Raw genomic sequence first — 23349 nt, forward strand, 5'->3', positions numbered from 1 at the left:
AATGCCATGCGCAGCGGACGGCACATCAGGCAGCGCGGGCGGGCAGCGATACACGCCGCGCTGGCAGCAGTGGCGCTGGCGATCGCCGGTTTCCTGGCCATCGGCAACCTGCCGCAGCAGGCCAAGGACCAGACGGCGACCGCTGGCGTCCGTTTCGAAGTGGTCGACGGCGCGAATCGCGAGCTCGATGGTTCGCCAGCGCTGGCGCTGTCGTTCAGCCTGCCACTCGATAGCAAGCAAAATTACGACCAGTTTGTCCAGGTCCTCGAAATGCCGCCCGCCGCGACGACGGCAACCGCCAGGCGCGACGATGAGCAAGGCGACGACCAGCAAGGCGACGAGGAGAGGCCGACGACCGGGGCCAGCACCAGCAGTGCGCCGGAGGACACCCGTCTCGACGGTGGCCAGCCGGTCTCAGGCGCCTGGGTGGTCGGCGACAACCCGCACCTGCTGTTCTTCCCGCGGATCAAGCCGCAGGCGCGCTACCTGGTACGCGTCCAGCCCGGGCTGATGGCCAGGAACGGCGACCAACTCGACCAGGAAGCGCGCTTCTCGATCCGCACCGCAGCCGTCGCGCCGGCGTTCTACTTCGCCAGCCGCGGCATGGTCCTGCCAGCCGCACAGAACGGCGGCCTGCCGGTGACCACGGTCAATGTGCCGGAGGTGGACATCCAGTTCCTCAAGGTCAAGCCGGATCAGCTCGCGGCGTTTCTCGAAAAGGTCGTCGCCAGGGGCAAGCCCACAGCGGTGGCGGCGACCGGCGAGCAGGGGGCAGCTGATGACGAAGAGGGCGATGGTAACGGTTATTACGGCAGCGGCACGCGTCTGAAGGGCGCCGTCAGCTACTGGGAGCTCGACCAGTTGCAGCAGCTGACGACCAGCGCCTTCGTCGGCCGTTTCCTCACCGAACAGCAGGCCAATCGCCGCCGCGTGACCTTCATCCCGGTCGAGAGCATCGCCGCGCTGCGCGAGCCGGGGATCTACGTGGCCGTGATGTCGCAGCCGAATCGCTTCCGTGGCGATTACCAGACCACCTACTTCTACGTCAGCGACCTCGGCCTGCATCTGCGCCAGTACGCCAATGGCGGTGCCGACGCCTACCTCAGCTCGCTGACCGACGGCAAGCCGCGCGCCGGCGTCGAAGTGAGCTGGGTGGATCGTCTTGGCAAGGCGCTGGCGCGTGCCGAGACCGACGGCGACGGTCGCGCGAGCTTCGCCGAGAAGCCGCCCGGCGCGCGCGTTCTGGTCGCCAGGAAGGGTGAGCAGATGTCGCTGATCGGCCTGCGCGAACCGGCGCTCGATCTCGCCGAATTCGACATCGCCGGCATGCCCTACGTGCCGGTGCGCCTCTTTGCCTACAGCGGTCGCAACCTTTATCGGCCGGGCGAGCGCTTCGACGTCTCGGTGATCGCGCGTGACGCCGATGGCCATCCGGTGCCGTCGCAGCCGATTCAGGCGACCCTTCGCCGTCCCGACGGCAAGGCGCAGTGGACCGCGAACTGGCAGCCTGAGCCGGCTTTCGCGGGCTACTACCGGCGCGCCATCGACTTGCCGGTCGACGCGGCCACCGGTTCCTGGCAGCTCGAACTGCGCGCCGATCCGGCGGCCAGGGTCGCCGGCAGCAGCATGCCGTTCGCCGTCGAGGAGTTCCTCCCGGAGCGAATGAAGCTCGACCTGAGCAGCGCCAGCGAGCGCCTGGCCGGCGAATCGGCCTGGCAGATCGAGGTCAGCGGCCGTTACCTGTACGGCGCGCCGGCGGCGGGCAATACTCTGGTTGGCGTGGTGACCAGCGAGCGCAACCGTAATCCGCTGGCAGAGAAGCTGCCCGGATTCGTTTTCGGCGACGCCGACGAGGAGCAGCTCAAGTCGCGCAGCGAACTCCCCGGACGGGAAATGGACGACCAGGGCCGGGCCACCGTCGAGGTCGACCTGACGACGGTGGCCAAGCACCGTTCGCCGTTCACCGTGCGTGCGACGCTGAGCCTGCTCGAAAGCGGTGGACGACCGGTGGTGCGCAGCATTGAGCGCGCCTTCTGGCCGGCGCCGGTATTGGTCGGGCTGCGGCCGCTGTTCGTCGGCGCCTACGCGCGCGAAGGCGCCCCGGCCGATTTCGAGGTCGTGCGGACCGACGCCAGCGGCGCACTGCAAGCCGCCAACGCGCTACCGGTGCGACTGTTCAGGGAAGACCGTCACTACTACTGGCGCTTCGACGATCAGCGTGGCTGGCATTCGGGTTTCAGCGAGACCGACGAACTGGTGGCGACGACGCAGGTCTCGGTTGCCGCCGGTGGCCGCGGCAAGCTGAGCCTGCCGCTGCGCTACGGCCGCTACCGGGTCGAAGTCTTCGACCCGGAGACCCGTCAGACGACGCGCTACCGCTTCTACGCCGGCTGGTCGGCCAAGGACGACGAGACGCAGGGCGTACGCCCCGACCGGGTGGCGCTCAAACTCGACAAAGCAAGCTACCGGGCCGGCGACACGGCGCGTCTGACGATCACTCCTCCACACGCCGGCGAAGCGCTGGTCACCGTCGAAGGCGACCGCGGGCTGTGGGTGCGCCGGCTGACCGTCGGCGCCGACAGCAAGACCATCGACATTCCGCTCGACAAGGCCTGGCAGCGCCATGACCTGTACGCGACGGTGATGGTCCTGCGTCCTGGCGACAGCAGCGAGAAGGTGACGCCGGCGCGCGCCCTGGGCGTGGCCTACCTGCCACTCGACCGCGACCAGCGCAAGCTGGCGGTGACCATCGACGCGCCCCGGAAAATGGAGCCCGAACAGCCGCTCAAAGTCAGGATCAAGGTTCCCGAAGCCAAAGGGCGGCAGGCGATGGTGACGCTTTCGGCGGTCGATGTCGGGATCCTCAACATCACGCGTTTTGTCAGTCCTGATCCTTTCGCCTTCTTCTTCGCCAAGCTGCGTTACGGCACCGACGCCTACGACATCTATGGCCGGGTCATCGAGAAGATGGACGGCAGCAAGGGCAAGCTCAAGTTCGGCGGCGACCAGGCGCCCAAACCAACGCGCAGCATGCCCAGGAAAGTTCGTCTGGTCGACCTGTTCAGCGGCCCGCTGCTGCTCGACCAGCAGGGCGAAGCAGAAGTCTCGCTGGCGGTTCCGGACTTCAACGGCAGCCTGCGGCTGATGGCCGTGGTCGCCAGCGGCGAGCGCTTCGGGATGCAGGAGGCCGAGCTGACGGTGGTCGCCCCGCTGGTCGTCGAGCTGGCGACGCCGCGTTTCCTGTCGGTCGGCGACAGCGCGGTGCTGGCGCTCGACGTGCAGAATCTGGCCGGCAGCACGCAGGAGATCAGGCTGCTGGTCAGCAACAGCGATGGCCTGCTGGTCAAGGACGGCGAGCAGCGGTTCACGCTCAAGGACCAGCAGAAGCGGACCCTGCGGATCCCGATCGAAGCCGGAACGGCGATCGGGTTGACCGAGGTGCAGGTGCGCGTCGACAGCCCGCGGATCCGGATCAACCGCAGCTTCGCGCTGCAGGTGCAGGCGCTGACGCCCCGGCAGTCCGTGATCAAGCGCCTGCTGGTTGGCGCCGGCGAAAGCGTCGAACTGCGCGAGGCCGAGCTGGGCGGCTTCGTTCGCCAGAGCGTCGCGGCGACGCTGGCGGTGTCGAACCGCGCGCCGATCGACGTCCGCAGCGCCGTGCAGGGGCTGCTGAGCTACCCCTACGGTTGCGCCGAACAGACCACCAGCGGCGCCTACCCGTACGTCTTGATCGACGAAGCGGCAGCCAGGGACTTCGCGCTCAAGCCCTTCACCAAGGCCCAGCGCGCTACGATGGTCGACCAGGCGATCGCGCGCCTGGCCGGGATGCAGGCCGCCAACGGCGGCTTCAGCCTGTGGGGCAATCTTGGCGAGTACCAGTACTGGCTCTCGGCCTACGTCACCAACTTCCTGCTCGACGCGCGCGAGCAGGGCTTCAGCGTCCCGCCGGAGGTCGAGAAGCGTGCTGTCGAATTCCTGCTCAAGGGGCTGCAGGAGGGCGTCGCCGGGCTGTCCCGCGGCGCCGTCACATATAACCAGAACTCGGTCTGGAACGACCACCGCTACGCCGGTTCCGGCCGCTTCGCGGTGCTCGCCTACGGCGCCTACGTGCTGGCGCGCCAGAGCAAGGCACCGCTATCGACCCTGCGCCAGCTGCACGAGTCGCAGGCCGCCGCGCATTCGGGGCTGGCGCTGGTTCATCTCGGCCTGGCACTGAAGCTGATGGGCGACGAGACGCGCGCAACCAGCGCCATCGAAGCGGGTCTGATCAAGCCGCGCGTTGGCCCGAGCCACGCCTGGTGGGGTGATTACGGCAGCAGTCTGCGCGACTGGGCGCTGACCTACGTCCTGCTCGACAAGCACCGGCTGACGCCCGCAGGGCGCGAGAACCTGCTGGCCCAGGTCGCCGGCGAAATGCAGGGCAAGCGCTACTACAGCACGCAGGAGAAGCTGGCGCTGTTTCTGATGGGGCGCAGTTTCCTCGGCGAGCCTGGCCGGGAGTGGACCGCCGAAACGGTATCGGCCGGCAGGACGCAGGCAATCGGGGGCACGGGAACGCAGTTCCTGCCCTTGTCTGCAGAGCAGCTGGCAGCCGGCGTCAGGATCGGCAACACCAGCAAGGAGCGCCTGTATATCGAACTGCAGGTCGCCGGCAACCCGGTCAACATGCCTGCCGCACGACGCGAGGCCTTCGACCTCAAGCGCGACTGGTTTGCCGCCGACGGCAAACCGCTCGACGGTCGCCCGCTGCGCGTCGGCGAAACGGCGATCGTTCGTCTGCAGGTCAAGACGCCAGGCCGTTACGCCAACGGCCTGGTGGTCGACCACATCCCGGCGGGTCTGGAAATCGAAAACGCCAACATCGTCCAGGGCGAGCAGTCGGTGGTCACCGTCGACGGCGTCGATCCGCGGCAGGCGATGCTGCATGGCGACATCCGGCACGTCGAGTTCCGCGACGACCGCTTCGTCGTCGCCGCCCGGATCGCCGGTCAGATGCAGTTCTTCTACCGCGTTCGCGTCGTCACCCCGGGACGCTTCGTGGTCCCACCGAGCTACGCCGAAGACATGTACCAGCCGGAGATTTTCGGGCTGGCCGGCGGTGGCGAGACGCTGGTGATTGGCGATGGGCGCGAAGCCGGCACTGGCCCGAAATGAGGCGTCGAGGCGGCGCGTAGCCGGGGCGAAGACGCGTGGCTCCGGTGCCGCACGAGTCGTTTCGGGCGGTGCAGGGATGAGGCCTGGCACGCGCTGATGGCGTCCACGCTACGGCAGCCGACAGGCGCTCTGCGGCTATCGCTCGCCGCCGTGCTTGCCGCGCTCCTGGTCGCCGACCAACTCCTGCCACCGCCGCTGCCCGGGCGCTCCGCGGCGCACGCCCAGGTCGTTCTCGCGCGTGACGGCACACCGCTGCGCGCCTTCCCCGACCACGCACACGTCTGGCGCCACCCGGTACCCATCGAAGAGGTCTCGCCGCGCTACATCGAGGCGCTGGTCGCCTACGAGGACCGCGGTTTCTGGTGGCATCCGGGGGTCAACCCGTGGGCGCTGCTGCGCGCAGGCGGGCAATGGCTGCGGCATGGGCAGATCGTCTCCGGCGGCTCGACCTTGACCATGCAGGTGGCGCGCCTGCTCGAACCGACGCCCCATACCCTCGTCGGCAAGCTGCGGCAGGTCGCACGCGCCGTACAGCTCGAACTGCGGCTCTCGAAACGCGAGATTCTCGAACTGTACCTCGGCTACGCACCGATGGGCGGCGTCCTCGAAGGCGTCGAGGCCGCGAGCCGCGCGTATCTCGGCAAGCCGGCGCAACGACTGAGCGAATCGGAAGCGGCACTGCTGGCCGTGCTGCCGCAGGCGCCGTCACGATTGCGACCGGATCGCTACCCGGACCGGGCCCGCCAGGCCCGGGACAAGGTACTCGATCGCCTGCAGTCGCGCTGGAGCGCCGCGGCGATCGCCGACGCACGCCAGGAACCGGTGATCGCCCAGGCCATCCGTGAGCCGCTGCTGGCGCCGCTGCTGGCAGAACGCCTGCGACGGCTGCAGCCGCACGCCGCGCTCGTCCACTCGACCCTCGATGCAGGGATGCAGCAGACCGTCGAACAACTGCTCTCGGGCCGCCTGGCGGTGCTGCCACCGCGGGTATCGATGGCCGCGCTGGTGGTCGACAACGCCACCCTGGAGGTTCGCGCCTACGCCGGCTCAGCCGATTTCTCCGACGATGACCGCTTTGCGCACGTGGACATGGTGCAGGCGGCGCGCTCACCGGGTTCGACGCTGAAACCCTTCCTCTACGGACTGGCGCTCGACGAGGGGCTGACGCATTCCGAGTCGCTGCTGGCTGACGTACCGCAGTCGTTCTCGGGCTATCAGCCCGGCAACTTCCAGGCCAACTTCAGTGGCCCGGTCAGCGCCTCGGAAGCCTTGCGCAAGTCGCTCAACGTGCCGGCGGTCGAAGTCCTCGAACGGCTCGGACCGGCGCGTTTCGTTTCGCTGCTGCGCCGCGGCGGCCTGAAGCTGGAGTTGCCGCGCGGCGCCACGCCAAATCTCAGCGTCATCCTCGGTGGCACGGCGGTCACCCTCGAAGGGCTGGTCGGCGCCTACACCGCGCTGGCCCGCGCCGGGGTCAGCGGCCAGCCGCGCTACTTTACCGATGCCCCGCGCGAAGAAGCACGGATGATGAGCGCCGGCGCCGCCTTCATCATCCGCGACGTCCTCGAAGCCGGCGGGCCGCTGGCTCGCCTGGTAGACGAGGGGGTCGGCGAACGCCGCGGCATTGCCTGGAAAACCGGCACCAGCTTCGGCTTCCGCGACGCCTGGGCGGTCGGCGTCAGCGACCAGTTCACCGTCGGCGTCTGGATCGGCCGGCCCGATGGCACGCCGAATCCCGGTTTCTTCGGCGCCAACATCGCCGCGCCGCTGCTGGTCGACATCTTCTCGGTGATCGACGAGGCGCCGCCGCGGCCGCGAACTCCGCCAGCCAGCGTCTCGGCGGCAAGCATCTGCTGGCCGCTGGGTGCGCGCAGCGATTCGACCCCGCCCGAACTGTGCCATCAGCAAAGGACGGCCTGGATCCTCAACGGGACCACCCCACCGACCTTCCCCGATCGCCTGCGCGGCGGCGGCTCGCGCTATACCGACTACCGCGATGCGGCGAGCGGCCTGCGCGTCCGCGCCGCATGCGCCAGCGGCGAGATGCTGGCCGTCGGCATGGCTCGCTGGCCGGCGGCCCTCGAACCATGGCTCGACGCGGCTACCCGCCAACGCGCACTACCTCCGGCATGGACTCCAGCTTGCAGTAGCGCGAGCGGTCCCGACGGCGGCTTGCGAATCGTCGGCGTCAGCGACGGCGAAACCATCCGCCGCGCCGGCAACGGCCCGGCGCCCGAGCTGCGTCTCGAAGCGCGCGGCGGCCAGCAGGAACTGATCTGGCTGCTGAACGGCCGCCAGATTGGCCGGGTGCCGGCCGGGCACGCGCTGCAACAGCGATTCCGCGACGCCGGGCGCTACCAGATCACGGTGATGGACGACGCCGGTCGCTACGACCGGGTCGAAATCAGCGTCCGCTGAGCGCCAGGCCGACGCGGGGGCAGCGTCGGCACCGCACCCTGTGCGCGGGTGCACCCGTTTTCCTCGGTTGACCTGCGGTGCGGTTCGTTGATCGTCCACCCCGCATCGCCAGCGTGCTGCTTGCCACGTCCGGACAAATCGCCCGCACGCTTGACCGACTACGGTCTCCACGCACTGATCATCGCGGGGGTGCGCCCTGTACTCCGACGACCGCTCACCCGGAGTCGTCTCGCCCGACAAGGCCGCCATCGCCACTTGCGCTGTGAACTGCGCACGGTGTTGCTTGCGTACCGTGCTCATCGTTCACGTCCCTTCGGTCCGGTCGGGCTTCGCGTAAGCAACTGTCCAATAGAGCGGTACCGCCGCATCGGGCACGGGGTGACGCGCATCCGACAACTGGCCGATCATTCCGACGAAACCCGCACCGGGAAGGTGAGCGGCCAGATAAACGTCGCAATCGTCGAAGCTGGTGCTTGTCAGCGGCAACGAGTCGATCGGCCAGCCCCCCTTACGACCGGAAGCCAGGGTCGATGCGATCGACCTTGCGCAGCAGCGCCGGCCACGCCAGCCCGCCGCCCGCGCCCTTGGTGACCTGCTGCCACTGCAGTTGCGCACCCTCGACGATGTGGGGGCTGATTAGTGTGAGTTCTCCGCCCGCTTGAGCGCGCACCTGCATCATGCAGCTGGTCTCGAAAAAATACATGGCGACGAAAGCTTCGGAAACCGATTCGCCGACCGTGAGCAGGCCATGATTGCGGAGCATGATAAAGCGCTTGTCGCCAAGGTCGCGCACCAGCCGCGGCTTTTCGTCCTGGTTGAGCGCGACGCCTTCGTAGTCGTGGTAGGCGAGTGACGACAAGACGAAAATCGAGTGCTGCGAGATCGGCAGGACGCCGCGCGCTTGTGCCGATACGGCGACACCATTGACGCTGTGCACGTGCAGGACGCACTGGGCGTCCTCGCGCGCCGCATGAATGGCGCTGTGAATGGTGAATCCGGCGGGGTTGATCTCGTAGGGGCTGTCCATCACCTTTTTCCCCTCCAGGTCCACCTTGACCAGTCCCGACGCGGTGATCTCGCTGAACATCAGCCCGTAGGGATTGATCAGAAAGTGGTGTTCCGGTCCCGGTACGCGGGCCGAAATGTGGGTGAAGATCAGATCATCCCAGCCGAACAGCGCGACCAGTCGGTAACAGGCCGCGAGATTGACACGTTGCTCCCATTCGGCCTCGCTGACGAGGGCTTGAACGTCGGTCCTTGGCTTGCTCATGGCGGATTTCCTTTCGGGCAAGTGTGGCGGAGGGGAAGGAGTCGTCACTGCGTCCGGTCGCGCGGCGGAACGCAAGCGACGAAGCTCGGAAGGGAGATTCTAATGCGTCGCCGCGGACTGCGGCCCGCGCACCAGCCGTCCCGGCAGCGCACCGGTTGGCACTCCGCGGCGATGGACGATGCTACCACCGACGATGGTCGCGGCGTAGCCATCGGCACGCTGCACCAAGCGCCTCCCGCCGGCCGGCAGGTCGTATACCGCCTCGGGAGCATGCAGACGCAGATGGTCGAGATCAATCACGTTCAGATCGGCCTTGTAACCGGCAGCAATGCGGCCGCGGTCGAGCAGTCCCACCGCACGCGCGGTATCCTGGCTGAGCCATTTGACGACCTGCGGCAGCGGCAGGCGCTCGCCACGGGTGCGGTCGCGAAGCCAGTGCGTCAGCATGAAAGTCGGATAACTGCCGTCGCAGATGGTACCGCAGTGCGCACCGCCGTCCCCGAGTCCGAGAACTGCCCCCGGGTGTCGCATCATCGCCAGCGACGAGTCGAGCGATCCGTGCTCGTAGTTGCACAAGGTGACGTAGAGGTTGTTCTTGCCGTCGCGCTCGAGCATCAGGTCGTAGACCAGCTCTTCGGGCGTCACCCCGGCGCGCTCGGCCCGCGCGGCGATACTCTGATCGAAAGGCTGCTCGTAGTCGGGCGGGTCGCCGAGGATGAACACATGCTCGAACTCGCGCGCCAGGCGCCCGAGGACGATAGGCGGGTTGGGGTCTGCCGACTCGGCCAGGATGCGCGCCTTCACCTCCGGAAGGCCGAGTACGCGAATCCGTTCCGCGAACGGCAGGCCGGCCAGTTTCACGTAGGACTCGCAGGTATAGAAGGTATTGAGCGTCAGTTCGTGTCCAAGCATCACGCCGATCGCCCGGCTCAGCACCTGCGCCTTGATCGGCAGACCGGCAGACGTCGACTCGGCCGCCCAGTCGAGCACCTCGCGCCAGCGCAGCGTCATCGGGCCGTAACCGCCTTCGAGCAGCGAGACCGACAAGGGCCTTCCCGAGCGCTCGACCATCCGGCGCAACAAGGCCAGCGTCCGATCCGGATCGTCGAAGTCGGTGATCAGCTGCATCGCGCCCTTGCCGCACTCCTTCAGCGCCAGCGCCAGTGCCCGCAGTTCGTCCTCGGCGGCGGCGAAACTTGGTGTCGACTTGCCGTCACTGGATCGATGGAAGAAGGTGCGCGAGGTCGACACGCCCATTGCGCCCGCCTCCACGGCCTCGCGCACAATGCGCGCCATCTGCTGCAGTTCCTCGACGGTCGCCGGCTCGCGGTCGGCTCCGCGCTGCCCCATCACGTAGACCCGGACCGGTGCATGCGGAATGTAGGCGCAGACATCCATGTCGTAGTGGCGACTGGCCAGGAGATCAAGGTACTGGGGATAGGTCTCCCAGGTCCACGGCAAACCCTCCACCAGAACCGGATGCGGGATGTCCTCGACACCTTCCATCAGGCCGATCAGCATCTCGTGCTGATCGGGTCGGCATGGCGCGAAGCCAACACCGCAGTTGCCCATCACTACCGTTGTCACCCCGTGATACGACGACGGCACCAGCCGATTCTCCCAAGTGACCTGCCCGTCGTAGTGGGTGTGGATGTCGACGAAACCGGGGGTGACCACCTGACCGCGGGCGTCGATCTCGTCACGCGCGCGGCCGACGACTTCGCCGACCTCGACGATCCGCCCGGCCGCAATACCGACATCCGCCTTGAAGGCCTCTGCGCCCGCTCCGTCAACCACCAGGCCACCTGCCAGATCCATTGCGTGTGCCATCGCCCGCCCTCCTTCGCTGCGCTCATCCCTGTCGCTTCGACTCGCCAAGGCGTGACTGCGTTCAGGACCGGGTGAGGCCGCTGCGACCGAGACCAGCGACACACGCTCGGACACCGCCCGGGCTGATGTTAGGCGAAGCACCCTACTTTCTCCGGCGCATCCAGTCCATACTCTCGAACTCCCCCACCATCACGAGGAATGATCATGACTCTTTGCCCAATTGCGATCGTCGCTGGCTGCCAGAAATGCCCCGCGTTCAAGGTCTGTCCGCTCAAGGGAGTGATCGGCGACTACCAGGCCCCCGAGCCCGATACCAAGAAACCCGCGTCCCCGAACGCCGGCAGCAGCCAGAAGTAGGAAACGAGTCGATGCCATCGAACGCAACCGGCGGCGCCGAGGAACCGGATGCAGCCGCCGCGGTGAACGAGCCGCGACTATGGATCATCAACGGCTGGACTGCCCGCATCATCAAGAACGAAGACGATGAAGGATGGGCCGTGGCGATGATCAAGGAAGGCGAATCCGAGCCGGCGCTGGTTGGTCCGTGGACCATGGGTCGCGACAAGAAGAACCCGAAACCGCTGGACGTGTCGGCGTTCAACACGCTGGTCAAGACCGCCTCGGAAGTCCTGCGCCGTCACCAGCAACAGCTGCACGCGCTGTACCACAAGAGCGTCACGGTCGACGCGCCGTCCGGACGCATCACGGTGACGCTGGACATCGTTCCCGACGAATACGACCCGCATGCCCTGTTGGCGGCAAACGACGCGCTTGGCGAACCATTGGCGCAGGTGCGCGTACCGCCGGGTTTCAAACTGAGCGTCAGCAGCGCCGGCGCATGGATCGACGATGACTTCCGCAAGCCGCGCTGATCGACTTTGCGCGCGGCTTCGGCCGACATGGCGAAACCGGAAAACGGCTGAAGACGGGCTCGGAAGCGCCGACGCAGGAGAAAAGAATGACAACAAGGCTTTTCGGCCTGATCAGGCTCGTCGATGCAGCGGCCTTCGACGAATACCGAAGCAGGGTCGGGACGACCGTGGAAAAATACGGGGGAATGGTCGTTCATCGGGGAACGCTGGCGCACTGCTACTGGAATGAACTCGGTTGCGGCGCTTTCGATGCTTTTGTCGAGCTTCAATTTCCGACACTGGCAGACGCCACCCGCTGGGCTAGCAGCGAGGATTACCAGAACTTGCTGCAAGTCCGCGAGCAAGCCATGCAGCTGACCCTGTTTGCAATCAACTAGGCTGCGTTTGCCTGGCGCACCAGTTCGCACTCCACCTTCGCTGGCGACCACGCGCTCTTGCCGGAGCCGCTCCTCCTGGCCACTCGAGATGCGATCTGCCGGGGCTTCCCGCGCTCGAACCGGAGCGGTACGAAAAGCCAATCGACGCCGCCGACATCGGCAAGCCTGACGAGCGGGTGCCGGAAGACCGGCAGGCGCATGTGACGGAGCAGGCGCGGTCATCGATCGTTCCCGACCCGGATCCGCATGAGCAGTTTCGCCACCTGAGCAGCCAACTGTTCGCCACGCAGAAGCCACGAGGCTGCGACTGGCGCCCGCTCGAATAAAGCTGTATACCCAATTGCATTCGCTATCCACGCAACACCCGCAGGAGCAGCCCGTTGGTCAGACTACTGCACACAGCCGACTGGCAGATCGGCAAGCTGTTCGGACAGTTCGACCGCGACGAGGCGGCGCTGCTCGCCGATGCGCGATTCAAGGCGGTCGAGCGACTGGCGAATCTGGCCAACGAGCAGCGTGTTGACCTGGTGCTGGTCGCCGGCGACATCTTCGACGCGCAGGCGGTTGCCGACCGGACCATCCACCGCCTGTTCAACGCCATGGCGGGTTTTTCGGGGCGCTGGGTTCTGCTGCCGGGGAACCACGACGCCGCCCTGGCGGAATCGGTATGGACGCGCGCCGAGCGCCTGCAAGCGATCGCCGGCAATGTCTCGCTGTGCCTGACACCCGAAACCCTGTTTCTGACCTCGCTCGGCGTCGCGATCCTGCCGGCGCCGCTGACCCAGCGCAACACCTTCAGCGATCTGACCGAGTGGTTCGCCAGCGCCCGGACACCGGCGGGAATGCTGCGAATCGGATTGGCGCACGGCAGCGTCCAGGGCATCCTCGCCGAAGCCGTCGACTCGGCCAATCCGATCGCCGCCGGCCGCGCCGAGCAGGCTGGCCTCGACTACCTCGCGCTTGGCGACTGGCACGGCACCCGGCGGGTGGACGCACGCTGCTGGTACAGCGGCACTCCCGAGACCGACCGCTTCCGGGCCAACGACTCCGGCCAGGCGCTGCTCGTCGATCTGAGCGAGCCGCGAGCGCTGCCAACGGTAAGAGCGATCGGCACCGGACGCCATCGCTGGCGCTCGGACAGCCAGGCACTGCAGGTGCCGAGCGACCTCGAAGCGCTGCTGCAGCGCATCGCCGGCTATGCCACGGACGACGTCGTGCAGCTCAGTCTCTCCGGGCAAACCGACCTGGCCGGCCAGCGGCGTCTTCGCGACGCCATCGGGCAAGCTCAGGGACGAGTCCATAGCCTGCTGGCCGACGTCTCGGCGCTGCGCCTCGAACCAACGTCCGAGGACATCGACGCGCTACAGGCCGACGGCTATCTCGCCGAGGTCGTCGCCGAACTGCGCGCGGCGCAGGAAGGGGCCGACGCGCAGACCGCCCGCGACGCGCTCAGCCTGCTCGCCGGAATCCTCGACGAGCGGCGCCGTGGCGCCAGTGCGAAGGGCGCGCCGTGAACATCACCCGGATTCGCCTCGAACAGTTCAGGCAGGTCCGCCAGGCGCTGGAAATCGGCGATCTGCAAGCCGGCATCAACGTGTTCACCGGCCCCAATGAGGCCGGCAAGAGCACCATCGTCGCGGCGATTCGCGCCGCCTTCTTCGAGCGGCATCGGTCGAGCTGCGTCGACGACTTCCGCCCGTGGGGCGACTCGGCGGCGTCGCCGACCGTCGAACTGGATTTCACGATCGGCGGCGAAGATTACCGGCTCACCAAGAGCTTCCTCGGCAAGAAGCGTTGCGAATTGAGTGTCGGCACACAGGCGCTGGACGGCGACGACGCCGAAAACCATCTCGCCCGGCTGCTGGGATTCCAGCATGCGGCCAGAGGCGCCAGCAAGGCCGAGCACTGGGGCATCCCAGGCCTGCTGTGGATCGAGCAGGGCAGTGGGCAGGAAGTCGGGGAAGCGGTCAAGAACGCCACCGACCACCTGCGAACGGCCCTGAACGACTCGCTCGGCGAAGTCGCCGGCGGTGGCGGCGACGAGGTGATGGCGGCGGTCGAAGCGGCGCGCAACGAACTGCTGACGGTGGCGAGAGCTGCGCCGCGGGGACCGTACGACGAAGCGCTCAAGCAGGCGAACTCGCTGGCGGGCGAACTCCGGGGCGTCGAAGCCGAGGTCGCCACTTACCACCAGAAAGTCGATGCGCTCGGATTGCTGCGCCGTGAACACGCGCGCGATGAAACCGAGAAGCCGTGGGCGCACTTCCGTGCACAGCAACAGGCGGCAAGCGACAAGCTCGATGTCATCGACCGCATCGAAGCCGCGCATGCCGCCGAAAAGCTGCGTGCGAACGGGCTCGATGCGCGAATCGAACTGCTGCGCGGCCAGATCGATGGCTTCGCCGGCGAGCGGCACGCGGCCGAGACGCGCGCCGCCTTGAGGGAAACCGCCCGACAGGACCAGTCTGCAGCAGCCGCGCTGGTCGAGCACTGGCTGGCCCAACGCGCCGACGCAAGCGCTCGTTACGACGGCGCGCGCGAGACGTTGCGGCGGACTCGCCAGGAAGACACCCGCCGCAGCCTGACCCGGCAGTTCGACGAAATGCGATTGAAGATCGACAGCAGCGCCAGCGCGCTGGCCAGAGCCGACGCCGAACAGGCGACGCTCCTCGAACTGCAGCGGCAGGCAGCTGCCTCCGAGATCAAGCCCGCAGATCTTGAAACGCTGCGCGAGCAGCGTCGGCAAGGCAGCGAACTGCGGATCCGCCAGGCGGCCGCCGCGACGCGGCTGCATTTCGCGCTGGACGACGGTCGCCACATCACAGCCGGCGGCGAGTCGCTGGCCGGCACCGGCGACTTGCTGCTGATCGAGGCGACGACGGTAGTCGTGCCGGGATTAGGCACGCTGCTGATCGAGCCAGGTGGCACCGACCTCGCACAACTCGGTCGTCAGGAGGGTGAAGTCGCCGACCGGCACGCCGCGCTGCTGCAGCGGCTGGGGCTGCCCTCGCTGGACGCCGCCGAAAGCCGCCAGCAGACGCACGCGCGGCACCTCGCCGAACTCGGGACGGCGGCAGCGACGCTCAAGGCGCTCGCCCCCAAAGGCATCGAGTCGCTGCGCAGCGAGCTGGCGGCGCTGCAGGCGCGCGGTGGGGAAATCGAAGCAGCGCTGCGCCAGTTGCCGCCGCTCGTCGACCGCACGCCCGCGCCGGCCTCGGTCTCCGAGGCGGAAGCAGCCGAAGACGCTGCCGGGAAATCGCTCACCGCGATCAACGACAGTCTGCACGCCGCGCAACTCGCCGCCGGCAACGCGCAGACCACCTTCGAAGCGGCGACACGCGAATTGGCCAGCGCCAGAGCCCTGCTCGACGCCCCCGACCGCGCCAAACGCGAAGCGACGGCAAATCGCGAGCTGACCGACGCGCGCGCCGAACGATACACCCTGAGCGGCCGGATCGAAGCACTGCGCCAGCAGGTCAGCGAAGCGCGTCCCGAGATCCTCAAGCAGGACGTCGAACGCTTTCGCAAGAGCGCCGAGCAACACGAAAAGAGTTTCAGCGAACGCCGCGACACGCTGATCCGGCTGGAAGTCGAACTCCAGGCAGCCGGTGCGCAAGGGCTCGAGGAACGCCGCGCCGAGCTGACTCGCGACCTGGCGCAGGCGCAACGCCGCGCCGAGGAACTGCGTCGCCGCGCGACGGCGCTCGACCACCTGCTGACGCTGTTGCGCGACAAGCGTCGGGCGCTGACCAGAAGGCTGCAGGCGCCGCTGCAGAAACACCTGAACCGCTACCTGCAGCTGTTGTTCCCGCAGGCCAGCCTGGAAATCGACGAGAATCTCAGCCCGGGGCCGCTGACGCGGATCGGCGCCAGCGGCAGCGAGTCGAGCGCCTTCGACAACCTGAGCTTCGGTGCGCGCGAGCAGATGGGCCTGATCAGCCGGCTGGCGTACGCCGACCTGCTGCAGGAAGCCGGCCGCCCGACACTGATCATCCTCGACGATGCGCTGGTGCACAGCGACGACGATCGCCGGGCGCAGATGAAGCGCGTGCTCTTCGACGCCGCAACGCGGCACCAGATCCTGCTGTTCACCTGCCATCCGGCCAACTGGCGAGACCTTGGCGTTGGCGCGCGGTCGTTGCAGGCGATCGGGGCGGCGAGCTGACTGCGGCCGGCCTCGTCCGTTAAGGCGATCTACAGGCGGTCGCCTGAAGATCAACGCGGCCGCGTCCCAGCAGCAGGGACAGCGGGCGCGTCGGCCGGATCGGAGCGCAGCGAAGCAAAAAACGCTCTGCCGACGACCCCAGCTTCCCGATCGCCAGACAGCCGCCAGTTGACGGCCAAGGCCGGTACAATGAGCACGCGACAATCGAAGCACGAAAATTGTCGTCACATGATGCTATTCTCGGCGAGCTGGCAAGAAGGAGAAGCCCATGCGGACCACCCTGGCACTCGATGATGAATGGCTCGCCCGTGCCCGATCAGGCCTTGGGCATGCGTCACGATGTGACCCCAGCGTCGTGACCAGCAACGCAGGGCGCTCCTGATGCGGATCGCCTGTCGTGTTCTCGCGCTTTCGCTCAGCCTCATTTCGGCGAGCGCCCAGGCCAGCATTTATGGTTACGTCGACGAGCAAGGCGTGGCGCATCTTGCCACCGAGAAGATCGATTCGCGCTACAAGCTGTTTTCGCGCGGCAATGCACTGCAGTCGTCTTCATCGCTGGAAATCGGTGCCGAAACGCCCGAACTGTTGCGCTATTTGTCCAAACATCCAAACCTGAAGAAGCTCGAACCCTTGCTCAAAGCGGCGGGCAACGAATTCGCCGTCGATTCCGCCTTGCTCAAGGCAGTCATGGCGGCGGAATCGGGCTTCAAACCCGACGCGATCTCCGCCAAGGGAGCCATTGGCCTGATGCAAGTCATGCCCGCCACTGCCGAGCGCTATGGCTTGCGCGGCGACAAGCAGAAGACCCTTGAGCAAAAGCTGGCCGACCCTGAAACCAATATCCGTTTGGGCGCACGTTACCTGCGTGACCTTCAGCGCATGTTTCCAAATCAGCAAGATCTGGTGCTGGCTTCCTACAATGCCGGCGAAGGCGCCGTCCAGCAATACAACAACACCATTCCGCCGTATCCAGAGACTCGCAGTTACGTGAAACTGGTCACGCAGATCTACCAGTTGTATCAACCCAGGGCTCCGACACCAAGATTCCAAACCATCAGGCTCTCCACTACTGGAAGCACGGGCAGGCGCCTTTACATGACCATTCCCGGACAAACGGCACCAGCGGCCAGGCTTGACTAAGCCCTAGCGACAGCTCGCGTCGTTCGGCTTCCGGCAGCGGATCTTCTCCCCCTCGTCACGGGGACGGGTCGCCCTGGGTGAGAAATGCGATTTTGTCACTTATTGCAGAAGCCCTGACCAAGAAGGCGAAAGTCGAGAGCTGACACCACTCGTCGGGACAGTTGGCCGAGCGCTTTGCCTGGTTGGCGCATTCGCCCGAGGTCGGCTGGATATCTACCGCGGTCGGGTACAAGGTTGAGGCGATTGCCCTGAAGATCACGTTTCGTTACAAATCCAAGCCATGCAAAGGCGATATAATCGCGAATTCTGAACCGCTGAACCGGACTCTCGCCATGTTAAGAATGCTGCTTGAACTCGGTCGCATCAGCCTGTTGGCGGTCGTCCTGGCCTTGCTGCAGGTTCCGGCGCACGCCGAACTGACCATCGAAATCACCGGCGCCGGCGCCAACCGCATTCCGGTGGCGATCGCCGATTTTGGTGGTGATCCGGCTGCGGCACGGATCGTGACTTCGGTGGTGCGTGCGGACCTTGAACGTAGCGGTCTGTTCAAGATGGTCGACGCCAGCGGTCTGCCGATGACCGAAACCTCGACTCCTCCGTTCGAAGACTGGAAAAGCAGGGGCGCCGACGCGCTGGCCGCCGGCAGCATCGGCACCAGCCCCGACGGCCGCCAGGAGGCCCGCTTCCGACTGTACGACGTCAACAAGCAGAGCGTACTGGGCGGTTCTGCCTTCGTCACTTCGCGGACGATGCTGCGCGCCGCCGGCCACCGAATTGCCGACATGATCTACGAAAAGCTGACCGGCGAGCCCGGGGTCTTCTCGACGCGTATCGCCTACGTGGTCCGGGTCAGCGGAACGCGCTACGAACTGCACATTGCCGACGCGGACGGACAGAACTCCCAGGCCGCGCTGATTTCCAAGGAACCGATCATCTCGCCTTCCTGGTCGCCGGATGGCAGCCGCCTGGCTTACGTTTCCTTCGAGAACAAGAAGCCGGTGGTCTACGTTCATTCGCTGGCATCTGGAAAACGGATCGTCGTAGCCAACTTCAAGGGCTCCAACTCGGCGCCGACGTGGTCGCCCGACGGCCGCCGGCTGGCGGTGGTGCTGAGCAAGGATGGTGGCTCGCAAATCTTCACGGTCAGCGCCGATGGCTCGGGAGCGCAACGCCTGACCACCGCCAACGCGATCAACACCGAGCCGCAGTATTCGCCGGACGGACAATCGGTCTACTTCACGTCGGACCGTGGTGGCAGCCCGCAGATCTACCGCGTTGGTGTCGGCGGTGGCGACCCGCAGCGAGTGAGTTTCGAAGGCAGCTACAACGTGACGCCGCGGATCTCGCCCGATGGCAAGACGATGGCCTTCATCAGCCGGCGTGATGGCGGTTTTCGCCTGAGCGTGATGGACCTGGCCAGCAGGCAGGTGCAAGTGATTACCGATTCGCAAAAAGACGAATCGCCGACCTTCGCCCCGAACGGGCGGATGATTCTGATCGCCACAGAAGCCGGTGGCCGTGGGGTGCTATCGGCGGTCTCGGTCGATGGTCGTATCAAGCAACGGCTTTCGGTGACGGCGGGTGACGTCCGCGAGCCGGCGTGGGGACCCTTCAACAAATAAGGCTGCGTTCTTAATGCCAATTTTCTGCAGGAGATTTTGCTAATGAAACAACTCTTTATTCCGGCCGTTCTGGCCCTTCTGCTGGCCGCCTGCAGCTCGACGCCCGACAAGGATCAAGCCGGCGGTGCGCCGGTCGAGACGCGAGGGGGGCCTGGCGTGGCGACGGTCACCGCGCCAGGCGTCGATAGCCGGAACCTGCCTGCGGTCCTCACGGACCCGAAGAGCATCCTGTCGAAGCGCAGCGTCTACTTCGACTACGACAACTACGAAGTGAAGGCCGAGTACAAGGATCTGGTGGCGGCGCACGGCAAATTCCTCTCCGAGAACCGTCAGTTCAAGATGCTGATCCAGGGCAACACCGACGAACGCGGCAGTCGCGAATACAACCTCGCGCTGGGCCAGAAGCGCGCCGACGCGGTCAAGAACATGCTGGCCTTGCTTGGCGCCCGCGAGGACCAGCTTGAGGCAGTCAGCCTCGGCGAGGAGAAACCGAAGAACGAAGGCCACAACGATGCCGCGTGGAGCGAGAACCGGCGCGCCGACATGCTGTACAACGGCGAATTCTAGGATGTCGGGGACGGTGACCGCTCGCTGGCCGGGGAGACCTCGCGTTCTCGGAATTGCCCTGCTGCTTGGCGCACTCGGCGCGCAGCAGGCGAATGCCGGCCTGTTCGACGACGAAGAGGCTCGGCGCCAGATCAACGATCTGGCGATCAAGAGCAACGAACGCCTTGACACCACCGCCAAGGCACAGATGGAACTGGCCAACCAGATTCAGGCGCTGCGCGACGAAGCCGCTCGCCTGCGCGGACAGGTCGAAACCCTGAGCTACGAGCTGGAGGCGGCCAAAAAGCGGCAACAGGACTTCTACGTCGACCTCGACGGCCGTCTGCGCAAGATCGAAACGCCTGCGCCGGCCAGGGTGGACGCCAAGCCGGTCGACGAAGGCAGTCCCGCGCCGGCCACCGAGGCACCCCGGAAAGTCGCCAGCGACCCCGCAGCCGAGACGCGTGAGTACGAGGCGGCGCTCAACCTGTTCAGGGCCAACAAGCTCAAGGAAGCTGCGACGGCTTTCGAAGCCTTCGCCAAGGCGCATCCGGACAGCACCCTGACGCCGAACGCGTACTATTGGCTGGGCAACGCCCATTACGCGCTGCGTGACTGCCGCAAGACGATTGACGCGCAGCGGGTGGTGGTCGGCAAATGGCCGACACACGCCAAGGCCCCCGATGCGCTGCTCAATGTCGCGACCTGCCAGCAGGAACTGGGCGACAGCAAGAGCGCACGGACGACGCTGGAAGCGCTGCTGGCCAAGTATCCGGAGAGCTCGGCGGCGACCGCGGCCAAGCAGCGACTGAAAAAATAGGCGGGTGGAGACCTCGGCCCGAGCGTTTTCGCTGAAGGTCAGCGAGATATTCCTGTCGCTGCAAGGTGAGAGCTCGCGTGTCGGCCTGCCAACCGTCTTCGTTCGCCTGACGGGTTGCCCGCTGCGCTGCGGCTGGTGCGATACGGCCTACGCCTTCAGCGGTGGCCAGACGATGTTGCTGCCTGAAATCGTCGACGAGGTCGCCGCGCACGGCGTGCGCCACGTGTGTGTAACCGGCGGTGAGCCACTCGCCCAGCCAGCGTGCCTGCAACTGCTGAGCACACTCGCTGACGCGGGCCATGCGGTGTCGCTGGAGACCTCCGGCGCACTCGATATCGGCCGGGTTGACGCCCGCGTTGCGCGCGTGGTCGACCTCAAGGCGCCCGGTTCCGGCGAGAGCGGCAGGAATCACTGGCAGAACCTGGCCCTGCTGACGGCCAATGATGAACTGAAATTCGTCCTCAAGGACCGTGCCGATTACGACTGGGCATGCCGCCTGATCGACGACAGGCAGCTCGCCGCACTCTGCCCGCTGCTCTTCTCGCCCGTTGACGGCGAGTTGCCGGCGGCGATGCTGGCCGAATGGATCGTCGCCGATCGTCTGCCGGTGCGCTTTCAGTTGCAACTGCACAAGGTTCTTTGGGGTAAGCTGCGGGGCAAGTGAGTCCTGCGAGCGAATGGCCGTGAATGAACAACGTCGCCACTTTTCCAGAATAGGATTTGATTGTCCCGCGCGGCTTTCGCTAACTGACTGCCAGTTCGCGGTGCAGGTGATGGACCTTTCGCTGCGCGGCGCGCTGCTCCGCCTGCCGCACGGCGCCGATGTTCAAGCCGGGGCAGCTGCCCGGTTGCACGTCGATCTCGACCAGGCGGCTGGCTCCGAGGTCTTGATGCAGGGCACCGTCGCGCACGCCGAAGGCCGCTGCGCAGGCGTGGTCTGCCGCAGCATGGACCTCGACAGCGTCACCCATCTGCGCCGTCTGGTCGAACTCAACCTCGGCAGCGCCGACCTGCTGCGGCGCGAGCTGTCGGCCCTGCTGGGCGAATAGACGGGTGCCTGCCGACTGGCGAGTGACCGCGCAAAGGGGAAGGAAGATGCCGGGAAAATGCGACCAAGGTGGTCTCCGGGTGCGCTTCGGGGCCACCCTGCTGCTCGCTGCCGTGGCCCTTGGCGGCTCCGCCGCTGCAGCGCCGGCACTCGAAGACGTGGCCCGCGGAGTCACCATTGACAGCAGCCGGGTCTCGGTTTCGGGCATTTCATCGGGTGGGTTCATGGCTCACCAGTTTCATGTGGCCCATTCCGAGCACATCATGGGCGCCGGCATCGTCGCTGGCGGCCCCTACTACTGCGCTCACGGCAAAATCCTCGACGCCGTCACCCGCTGCAGCCAGTTCGTGATGCTCGATTGCCTTGCCCTGAAGCTGGATCCCAAGCTTTGCGGCAGGACGGACCTGGCGCCAAAGAACCGGAAGAAGGTCGAGCGGGCGGCCCGCGCGTCCTTCGACGAAGCCCGGAAGCAGGAAACAGCCGGGAAGATCAGCCCTCTGGCCAAACTGCAGGATGCCAAGATCTACCTGTTCAGCGGCGCCTACGACGAAATAGTCCCGCACGGGGTAATGGATGCGCTGTTCCACTTCTATGCCGACCCTGACAAGGCCGCTGTCCGACAGGGCAACATCGATTACAACGGCACTTTCCCCGCCCGCCACACGATGGTCCGCGACAGTTTCGCCAAACCCGCCGGCAGCGTCGTCGGCAACTGCGCGCTGCCGCCCGCGCCACCACCGCCGTCAGACAGCAACGCCTACATCGACGACTGTCAAGCGGTGGCCACGATGCACGAGGCGCGGAATCACTGCCGCTGCCCGCCCGCGGCAGCACCCGGGGCGGGCAGCGGCGCGACCTGCCCGCCGGCCGACAAGCTGGCGGTGTGCAAGGATCTGAAGGACGTCGATCTGGCTGGCGCGATCATCGAACGGATCTACGGCCCGCAGACGCTGCAAGGCGGACGCCAGCCGGTGGACGAGAGCGAGTTGCGGGCCTTTGACCAGCGGCAGGTATTCAGTCTGTTCTCGAATATCCCCTACAATGCCCTGCAGAATGCATCGATGGCCAGGGAAGGCTACGTCTTCATCCCCGCGAGCTGCAAGCAGGAAGGGCGCCAGTGCGCGCTGCATGTCGCTTTTCATGGCTGCCGTCAGGGGGGAATGACGGACTATCGCAGTGGCCACACCGGCAATCTGTTCGCCAAGTATGCCGGCTACAACGAATGGGCGAAGGCCAACGGGATCGTTGTCCTCTATCCGCAGATTCAGGCGCGCAGCGCATCGGTCCCGCTCAATCCGCGCGGCTGCTGGGACTGGTGGGGACAGAACTACACCCACACCGGCTACCACACCCGTGACGGCAAGCAGATCAAGGCGGTTGCGCAGATGATCAACATCCTGGCTGGCGGGCAAGAATTGCTGCGCATCCCGCCCGAGTGAGCGAACGAGCGCGCTCAGCAACTGAGGTAGCGGGCAGCGTGCCGAAAGGCAAGCCGATCGATGGTCGATGCCGAACGAGTGCGGATGGGCAGCTTACATGGCAAGTCAACCGGAGGAGTGAGAAATGGCAGACGTATCCCAACTGATGCAGGAGTGGAGCAAGGTGATTTCGAGCATCGATGCGACCAAAGGCAGCGAACAACTGTTGAACACCCTGGCCAGCCTCAAGGTGCCGGGCGTCAATATGGACGCGCTGGTGGCCAGCCAGCGCGACAACCTCGAAGCGCTGAGCGCTTCCAACCGCGCCGCGCTCGAAGGCATGAAAGCGGTCGGCGCGTGGCAGGTCAAGCTGATGCAGGAAACCATGCGCGAGCTGACCTCGGCGATTGGTGGGCTGGCCAGCGCCGGTTCCCCACAGCAACTGGTGTGGGCCGAAAGCGAACTCGCCAGGAAGGCTTTCGCGACTGCGGTCAGCCAGATGCAGGAACTCACCGCGATCGTCGTCAATGCCAATCAGCAAGCGACGGCCGCGATCGCCAAGCGCCTCCCGGAGAGCGTCGGCGAAATCGGGGACGTGCTGAAACTGCCGCAGTCACCGACGAAGTCCTGAGCAGATCTGCCGGGGAGTCGGCGCGGTCCGGGCCGGAGATG

The 23349-nt window shown here is 66.3% G+C and carries 17 protein-coding genes; 15 read left to right on the top strand and 2 right to left on the bottom strand.

Translation table 11 applies throughout. The features are described 5' to 3' along the window. Positions 1 to 6: 6 nt before the first annotated feature. Both Q1L50_RS19805 and pbpC read left to right on the top strand, forming a co-directional pair. Entirely contained in the window at positions 7 to 5154 is a 5148-nt protein-coding gene (locus tag Q1L50_RS19805; RefSeq protein ID WP_300342081.1) for an MG2 domain-containing protein, read from the top strand. A 96-nt stretch (positions 5155 to 5250) separates the two neighbouring features. Further along, on the top strand, positions 5251 to 7569 hold the full coding sequence (gene pbpC, locus Q1L50_RS19810) for a penicillin-binding protein 1C (protein WP_300342082.1): 2319 nt from the start codon (positions 5251 to 5253) through the stop codon (positions 7567 to 7569). A gap of 508 nt (positions 7570 to 8077) precedes the next feature. Here the strand turns inward: pbpC and Q1L50_RS19815 are convergent. Next, positions 8078 to 8839, bottom strand: a complete 762-nt coding sequence (locus Q1L50_RS19815) for a class II aldolase/adducin family protein (protein ID WP_300342083.1) — start codon at positions 8837 to 8839, stop codon at positions 8078 to 8080. Positions 8840 to 8938: 99 nt separating this feature from the next. After that, entirely contained in the window at positions 8939 to 10669 is a 1731-nt protein-coding gene (locus tag Q1L50_RS19820; RefSeq protein WP_300342084.1) for an amidohydrolase family protein, read from the bottom strand. Positions 10670 to 10873: 204 nt separating this feature from the next. Between Q1L50_RS19820 and Q1L50_RS19825 the strand changes: the two genes are divergently transcribed. From Q1L50_RS19825 to Q1L50_RS19885, 13 genes are all read left to right on the top strand, one after another. Further along, a complete protein-coding gene (locus tag Q1L50_RS19825) occupies positions 10874 to 11026 on the top strand; it encodes a hypothetical protein (protein ID WP_300342085.1) in 153 nt (50 codons plus the stop codon). A gap of 11 nt (positions 11027 to 11037) precedes the next feature. Beyond that, a complete protein-coding gene (locus Q1L50_RS19830; RefSeq protein ID WP_300342086.1) occupies positions 11038 to 11541 on the top strand; it encodes a hypothetical protein in 504 nt (167 codons plus the stop codon). Positions 11542 to 11627: 86 nt separating this feature from the next. Then, a complete protein-coding gene (locus tag Q1L50_RS19835) occupies positions 11628 to 11918 on the top strand; it encodes a DUF1330 domain-containing protein (protein ID WP_300342087.1) in 291 nt (96 codons plus the stop codon). Positions 11919 to 12298: 380 nt separating this feature from the next. Then, positions 12299 to 13432 carry a DNA repair exonuclease gene (locus Q1L50_RS19840; protein ID WP_300342088.1) on the top strand — a complete coding sequence of 378 codons (1134 nt, stop codon included), beginning with the start codon at positions 12299 to 12301 and terminating at the stop codon, positions 13430 to 13432. Beyond that, positions 13429 to 16083: an AAA family ATPase gene (locus Q1L50_RS19845; protein WP_300342089.1), complete on the top strand. Its 2655-nt coding sequence runs from the start codon at positions 13429 to 13431 to the stop codon at positions 16081 to 16083. The genes Q1L50_RS19840 and Q1L50_RS19845 overlap by 4 nt, the downstream gene beginning before the upstream one ends. A 381-nt stretch (positions 16084 to 16464) precedes the next feature. Further along, positions 16465 to 17223: a transglycosylase SLT domain-containing protein gene (locus Q1L50_RS19850; protein ID WP_300342090.1), complete on the top strand. Its 759-nt coding sequence runs from the start codon at positions 16465 to 16467 to the stop codon at positions 17221 to 17223. A gap of 332 nt (positions 17224 to 17555) precedes the next feature. Beyond that, complete coding sequence (tolB, locus tag Q1L50_RS19855; RefSeq protein ID WP_300342091.1) at positions 17556 to 18845, top strand: Tol-Pal system beta propeller repeat protein TolB; 1290 nt, start codon at positions 17556 to 17558, stop codon at positions 18843 to 18845. Between the two features lie 42 nt (positions 18846 to 18887). Further along, positions 18888 to 19412, top strand: coding sequence for a peptidoglycan-associated lipoprotein Pal (gene pal / locus Q1L50_RS19860; protein ID WP_300342092.1), 525 nt, complete (start codon positions 18888 to 18890; stop codon positions 19410 to 19412). 13 nt (positions 19413 to 19425) lie between these two features. After that, positions 19426 to 20211 (top strand): tol-pal system protein YbgF, encoded by a 786-nt coding sequence (ybgF, locus tag Q1L50_RS19865; protein WP_300342093.1) that lies wholly within the window; start codon positions 19426 to 19428, stop codon positions 20209 to 20211. Positions 20212 to 20215: 4 nt separating this feature from the next. After that, on the top strand, positions 20216 to 20875 hold the full coding sequence (gene queE / locus Q1L50_RS19870) for a 7-carboxy-7-deazaguanine synthase QueE (RefSeq protein WP_300342094.1): 660 nt from the start codon (positions 20216 to 20218) through the stop codon (positions 20873 to 20875). Positions 20876 to 20888: 13 nt separating this feature from the next. Then, positions 20889 to 21260: a PilZ domain-containing protein gene (locus Q1L50_RS19875; RefSeq protein ID WP_366145266.1), complete on the top strand. Its 372-nt coding sequence runs from the start codon at positions 20889 to 20891 to the stop codon at positions 21258 to 21260. A 79-nt stretch (positions 21261 to 21339) separates the two neighbouring features. After that, the gene (locus Q1L50_RS19880; protein ID WP_300342095.1) at positions 21340 to 22698 is read left to right on the top strand and encodes a hypothetical protein; all 1359 of its coding nucleotides are present in this window, start codon (positions 21340 to 21342) and stop codon (positions 22696 to 22698) included. 124 nt (positions 22699 to 22822) lie between these two features. After that, positions 22823 to 23308, top strand: coding sequence for a phasin family protein (locus tag Q1L50_RS19885; RefSeq protein WP_300342096.1), 486 nt, complete (start codon positions 22823 to 22825; stop codon positions 23306 to 23308). Positions 23309 to 23349: the final 41 nt, after the last annotated feature.

The sequence above is a fragment of the Accumulibacter sp. genome (genome assembly GCF_029255145.1).
Taxonomy (GTDB): Bacteria; Pseudomonadota; Gammaproteobacteria; order Burkholderiales; family Rhodocyclaceae; genus Accumulibacter.